Consider the following 6,346-nt stretch of genomic DNA (forward strand, 5'->3'; position numbering starts at 1 on the left):
ATGTAGTAATCATTCAAAATAAGCTGGAATTGAAATTTTAAGCAAGGTTTGGTTCTAATAAATTACATTAAAATAGAGGTATAGACTCGTTGTCCATATATCCCTATACCTCACTAAAATTATTATGTAAAGCTATTTACAGAAAAACTCTTTGAACTATCATTAGAATTTTCTATACAAATATTGTTTAATAAATTAATCATCATCTCTATCGTCGTCATCATCGTCATATCTGTCATCATCATAATCATCATTGTCATCGTCATCATAATCGTAATCGTCGTCATCATCATCGTAATCATATCTGCTGTCATCATCATAGTCCTTTTCAAACTCTATAACAGCACCTGTTGTTGCATCTAAAACTATATCATACTCGATGTTATTTCCAACTAATTCGCCTTCATATTCTGCTCTACCATCTTCCATATCAAATTCGAAATCCACTAATGTTGCTCCTGAAGCCTTATTCTTCATTATTTTTTTAGCTTCTTCTATACTTATATAATTGTTTTTAGATTCAGTTGTGTTTTCGTCTTGATTGCTTTCTTTACTTATAACTTGATCTTCTATTTTATCTTCTTCGTCGTATACTTCTTTTTCAAAAGATAATATTTTACCTGTATTAGCATCTACATCGATATCGTATTCCATATTATCTTTTACCAATGTTGCATCATATTGTAATACTCCATCGTCTTTTTCAAGATTAAAATTTATTATCTCTGCCCCTGGAACCTTCTCTGCTATTAACTCTTTTGCCTCTGCTTCTGTTATAGTAGCTTGCTGTTGTGTTGTAGTATTAGTCATCACTTTATCTTGAGCATTTGCCGATATGTGAGATACTCCTGCTATAGATATTCCTGCTATCATTATTGCTCCTAAACCGATTGCTATATTTCTCTTTATTTTCATATTATTGTCCTCCTAAATTTTATATTTTTTGTTTTATTTTCTTTTACTATTAAATACATACTCAATATAAAATTTAGGTACTTTTTTTAAAAATAAAAAATATTTTTCTAAAAACAACTAAAAAAGGAGCTACACACTATTTAAGTATGATTGCTCCTAATTTATCTAATTAATTTTTTTAGAAAGTAACATCTAATGTCATTTCTTTACCATTTCTGTTTAAAGTTATTTGAGCCTTATCTCCAGTAGTATAATTATATAATTGTTTTGTTAAATCTGACATTACTGATAAATCTACATCATCTATCTTAGTTATTATATCTCCAGATTTTATTCCAGCTTTTTCTGCTGCTGATCCAGATACTACTTCTGAAACATATACTCCTGTTTCAGAGCTCAATTGTTGGTTTGTATATTGGGCATATGTTTCTGCATCTGTACCCTTAATTCCTAATGTTACTTTTTCATAACTGCCTTTTTCTATTATTGATTCTATTATTGGTTTAGCAGTATTTATAGGTATTGCAAATCCTAAGCCTTCACCTTCTGAAGCCTTCGCAGTATTTATACCTATTACTTGACCACTTGCATTTAATAATGGTCCACCACTATTACCAGAGTTTATGCTTGCATCTGTTTGAATAAGCCCTGTCATAGTAGTTTCTTGAGTTGATATAGTTCTATCTAACCCACTGATTATACCTTGTGTAACTGTACTCGCTAAATCTAGTCCATATGGATTTCCTATAGCTATTGATATATCACCTATAGATACTTCATCGCTATCTCCAAGCTCTGCAGCTGTAAGACCTGTTTTTTCCACTTTAACTATAGCCAAGTCAAGTTGTGAATCATACCAAGCTACATTACCATCTACTGTACTTCCATCACTAAATAATACATTTACTGTTCTGGCTTGACCATCAGATATAACATGTGAATTTGTAAGTATATATCCATTTGAATCAACTATTATTCCTGTACCTACACCAGTTGATTCTGTAGGCATAGAGAAAAAGTTGTCGCTACTTACTGTAGTTGTTGTTATACCTACAACTGAAGGCAATGCTTTTTTACTTACTGCTTGATATACATTTGTTGTCTTTCCATCATCGTTGACTACTATCTGCGAACTTGTTCCTTGACTACTTGTTCCCAAAATACCTGTTTTATTGACTACTACAACTGTTAATAGTGAACTTAAAACGGAACAAACAATTGCCACTATTATAACTAAGCTTATACTTTTTTTCTTTGACATAAAAATATTCCTCCTATATCTACAATATTTATTTACTCAAATAATTTATGTACTAAATAAATATTTTAAAATATCTTTCTTTTTTCTATGGTTTTATTATATTGTTTCAATCTTAATTTAAGCTTAATAGTATTAAAATAATATGACATTTTTTAACGATATAACAAATTTTAGCACAAAATAGTATATTATTTAAGTAAGATATTAATCTGTAGGAGGTGTTTTTATGGAAATAAGACAAGCAAAAATAAATGAACTAAATGATGTAATGCAATTTTACTACGATATAACAGATGATATGAAGGACTCTGAATTTGAACCTGGATGGGAAAAAGATGTGTATCCAACAAGAGAAGCTGTACAAAATGCCATCCAAAACGATGAATTATTCATAGCTGTAATAGATGAATCAGTTGTTGCATCTATGATTTTGAATCATGAATGTACAGATGGATATGAAACTGCATCTTGGAATATAAGTGCAACACCAGAAGAAGTAATTTCTATACATGCACTTGGTGTGTCTGTAAAACAGCAAGGTAAAGGAATTTCAAAGCAAATGGTCCAAAAGGCAATTGATTACTGTAAAAGTCAAAATATCAAGGCAATTAGATTAGATGTATTAGGTGGCAATATACCTGCTTCAAAATTATATGAATCTATGGGCTTTAAATATATACAGACTTTGAAGCTATTCTATGAAGATACTGGTTTAACTGATTTTCTTTTATATGAATTAGTTTTGTAAATTTAAAATTTAAAAAATCCAAATAAAATGATTGCACTCATTCTATTTGGATTTTTATTTCAATATTTATAATTAATCTAATCTATATAATCTTATAATCTTTTTTCTAATTCTTCTTTTTCTTTTTCATAACCTGGTTTTCCAAGTAAAGCGAACATATTTTTCTTGTAAGCTTCAACACCTGGTTGGTTGAATGGATTAACACCTAGTAAGTATCCACTTAAACCGCAAGCTTTCATGAAGAAGTAAGCCATGTAACCGAAGTTATAGATATCTAATTTTTCTATGTTTATTATCATGTTTGGTACTTGACCATCGTTATGAGCTAATACAGTACCTTGTAAAGCTTTGTGGTTTACATAGTTTAGACCTTTTCCAGCTAAGTAGTTTAATCCGTCTAAGTTAGCTTCATCTGATTCTATAACTACGTCTTTTCTTGCTTTTTCTACGTTTATTACTGTTTCGAATAATATTCTCTTACCATCTTGAACATATTGTCCCATAGAGTGTAAGTCAGTTGAGAAATCTACTGATGCTGGGAATATACCTTTTTGGTCTTTTCCTTCACTTTCTCCGTATAATTGTTTCCACCATTCACTTACATAGTGTAATGTTGGTTCGTAGTTTACTAATAATTCTATATCTTTACCTTTTCTATGTAATAAGTTTCTTATTACAGCGTATTGGTATGCATAGTTGTCATCTATAACATCTGTAGAGAAATCAGCTCTAGCATCTGCCATACCTTTCATCATTTCATCTATATCAAGTCCAGCTGCAGCTATTGGAAGTAAACCAACTGGTGACATTACTGAGAATCTTCCTCCGATGTCATCTGGTATAACGAAAGTTTCATATCCTTGTTCATTTGCTAATTGTCTAAGAGCTCCTCTATTAGCATCAGTTGTTGCATATATTCTCTTAGCAGCTTCTTCTTTTCCATATTTCTTTTCTAATAAGTCTTTGAAGATTCTGAATGCTATAGCAGGTTCTGTAGTAGTTCCTGATTTAGATATTACGTTTACTGAAACGTCTTTTCCTTCTATTAATTCTATTAAATCAGCTAAGTAAGAAGAACTTATACTGTTTCCTACAAAGTAAACTTCTGGAGCTTTTCTTTCTTCTTTTGATAAGCTGTTTCTGAAAGTATGTGAACACATTTCGATAGCAGCTCTTGATCCTAAGTAAGATCCACCTATACCTATTACTAATAATACATCTGAGTCAGATTTTATTTTTTCTGCAGCTTTTTTTATTCTGTCGAATTCTTCTTTGTTGTAGTCAACTGGCCAGTCTATCCATCCTAAGAAGTCATTTCCTAATCCAGTTTTTTCGTGAAGTGCTTTGTGAGCAACTGTTACATATGGTTGCATTGCGTCGATTTCTGATTTGTCTAAAAATCCTAATGCTTTACTATAGTCTAAATTTAATTTAGTCATGTTAATCCCTCTCTTTTTTAAAGTTATTTGTTATTTATAATATATTTTTTATCTCTTTAAACATCTAAATTATAACATATTTTTATTGTATACAAAATATCAAAAATATATATTTTTTGGCTTTTTTTCCTTTTTTTGACTGTAAAATCACCTATGTTTTTATGAAAACGCTATCATTTGATGATTTGTAATTACAATCGATATTTTAAATTCGTTTTTGATACAAACATTATAAAAAAGTCTTCGTATTATTTCTTTTGTCATTTTAAGTATTTTTACAAAATAAAAGAGGTGCTTTTATACACCCCTTTTATTATTATATTCATAATTTAATTATTTATCGCCTATTTTTTGTTGAATAACTTTTTCAGCTATGTTAGCTGCATGGTCTGAAATTCTTTCTAAGTTAGTTAAAATTTCTAAGTAAATAACACCATTGTCTATACTACAAAGATTGTTATTTAATCTTCTCATGTGATTTACTCTACATGATTCTTCCATTATATCTACTTGCTCTTCTATTTTTATAACCTTACAAGCTAAGTTAACATCAGATGTAGCCATTGCTTCTAGAGCATATGTATATGCAGATATAACCTTGTTGTACATGTCGCTTATTTCACTTTGACCTTGTTCAGAGAAAACAACCTGACTATCTATAGCTGATTGTGCTATTTCAGCTAAGTTTTCAGCATGGTCACCGATTCTTTCTATGTCATTTACAGTGTTAAATAAATCATCTACTGTTTCACGGTCTTCATCACTTAAAGAAGCTTTAGAAAGTTTTAAAAGATAATTTAATATCATCTTTTGTAATTGATTTATTACTTGTTCTAATTTTAAAGTATTTTCAATTCCTTCAGTAGAAACCTCTAATATACCTTCCATAGCGCTATCTACACTATCTCTAGCTTTTTCACCCATTCTAGATACTTCCTTGATTATACTAGCTAAAGCTATTGGTGGAGTTTGAATCATTCTGTCGTCTATGTATTTTATTACTCTAGTTTCATCTTCTTCTACTCCATCTTTACCATCTGGAACTATCTTCATAGCTAACTTAACGATTAATTTATTACATGGTAATAATAAAAATGTTGAAACTATATTAAATATAGTATGTACATTTGCTATTTGTCTTGCAATATTATTTGGATTCATTGCCACTACCATTTTTACAACTATGCCATTTAAAAAGATTAAGAATATAATTGTTCCTAAAATATTAAATATTAAATGCACCGTAGCTGCTCTCTTAGCATTTTTATTTGCACCTATACTTGATATTAATGAAGTTACACAAGTACCTATATTTTGTCCATATAATATTGGTAATGCTGCTTCAAGAGGAACTAATCCTTGTGCTGCCAATACGACTAACATACCCATAGCTGCTGCTGAACTTTGGATTATAGCTGTTATCCCGAATCCTAATAAAAGACCTAATAATGGATATTTACCAAATGTAGCTAATAAATCAGTAAATCCTTGATATTCAGCTAATGGACTTACTGCACCTTTCATAGATTCCATACCTGTAAATAATAAACCAAAACCTATAAATACTTCTCCAACCTGTTTATATTTTTCATTTTTGGCAAATAAATACAACAAAATACCTATTCCTAAAGCAAGTGGAGCTAATCCAGTTAAATCCAATGATACTAATTGGGCTGTTACAGTTGTACCTATGTTTGCCCCCATGATTATACCAACAGCTTGTGTAAGATTCATAAGACCAGCATTAACAAACCCTACAACCATTACAGTAGTAGCACTAGAACTTTGAATAACTGCTGTTACTATAGCTCCAAGAAATACTCCCATAAATACATTTTTTGTTAGGAGTTCAATAATTTTTTTCATTTTAGATCCTGCTACTTTTTCTAACGATGACCCCATAAGATTCATACCATATAAAAACAGACCTAAACCACCTAAAAGACTTATAACTATTTGCACTTTTTTACTGCTACTCAAAAT

At 30.1% G+C, this 6,346-nt stretch carries 5 protein-coding genes; 1 reads left to right on the plus strand and 4 read right to left on the minus strand.

The window, feature by feature from the left end; genetic code table 11:
• Nucleotides 1–195: 195 nt before the first annotated feature.
• The gene (locus ACI3VO_RS03160) at nucleotides 196–915 is read right to left on the minus strand and encodes a PepSY domain-containing protein (protein ID WP_439756527.1); all 720 of its coding nucleotides are present in this window, start codon (nucleotides 913–915) and stop codon (nucleotides 196–198) included.
• 178 nt (nucleotides 916–1,093) lie between these two features.
• Nucleotides 1,094–2,176, minus strand: coding sequence for a serine protease HtrA (htrA, locus tag ACI3VO_RS03165; protein WP_439756528.1), 1,083 nt, complete (start codon nucleotides 2,174–2,176; stop codon nucleotides 1,094–1,096).
• Nucleotides 2,177–2,402: 226 nt separating this feature from the next.
• Between htrA and ACI3VO_RS03170 the strand changes: the two genes are divergently transcribed.
• Nucleotides 2,403–2,924, plus strand: a complete 522-nt coding sequence (locus ACI3VO_RS03170; RefSeq protein WP_439756529.1) for a GNAT family N-acetyltransferase — start codon at nucleotides 2,403–2,405, stop codon at nucleotides 2,922–2,924.
• 92 nt (nucleotides 2,925–3,016) lie between these two features.
• Here ACI3VO_RS03170 and ACI3VO_RS03175 read toward each other — a convergent pair whose 3' ends face one another.
• Together ACI3VO_RS03175 and ACI3VO_RS03180 are read right to left on the minus strand one after the other, a co-directional pair.
• Nucleotides 3,017–4,363 (minus strand): glucose-6-phosphate isomerase, encoded by a 1,347-nt coding sequence (locus tag ACI3VO_RS03175; RefSeq protein ID WP_439756530.1) that lies wholly within the window; start codon nucleotides 4,361–4,363, stop codon nucleotides 3,017–3,019.
• 333 nt (nucleotides 4,364–4,696) lie between these two features.
• Nucleotides 4,697–6,325: a Na/Pi cotransporter family protein gene (locus ACI3VO_RS03180; RefSeq protein ID WP_439756531.1), complete on the minus strand. Its 1,629-nt coding sequence runs from the start codon at nucleotides 6,323–6,325 to the stop codon at nucleotides 4,697–4,699.
• Between the last annotated feature and the right edge of the window lie 21 nt (nucleotides 6,326–6,346).

Origin of the sequence: Intestinibacter sp., from assembly GCF_051866655.1 — a bacterium.
In the GTDB taxonomy this organism is placed as follows: domain Bacteria; phylum Bacillota; class Clostridia; order Peptostreptococcales; family Peptostreptococcaceae; genus Intestinibacter.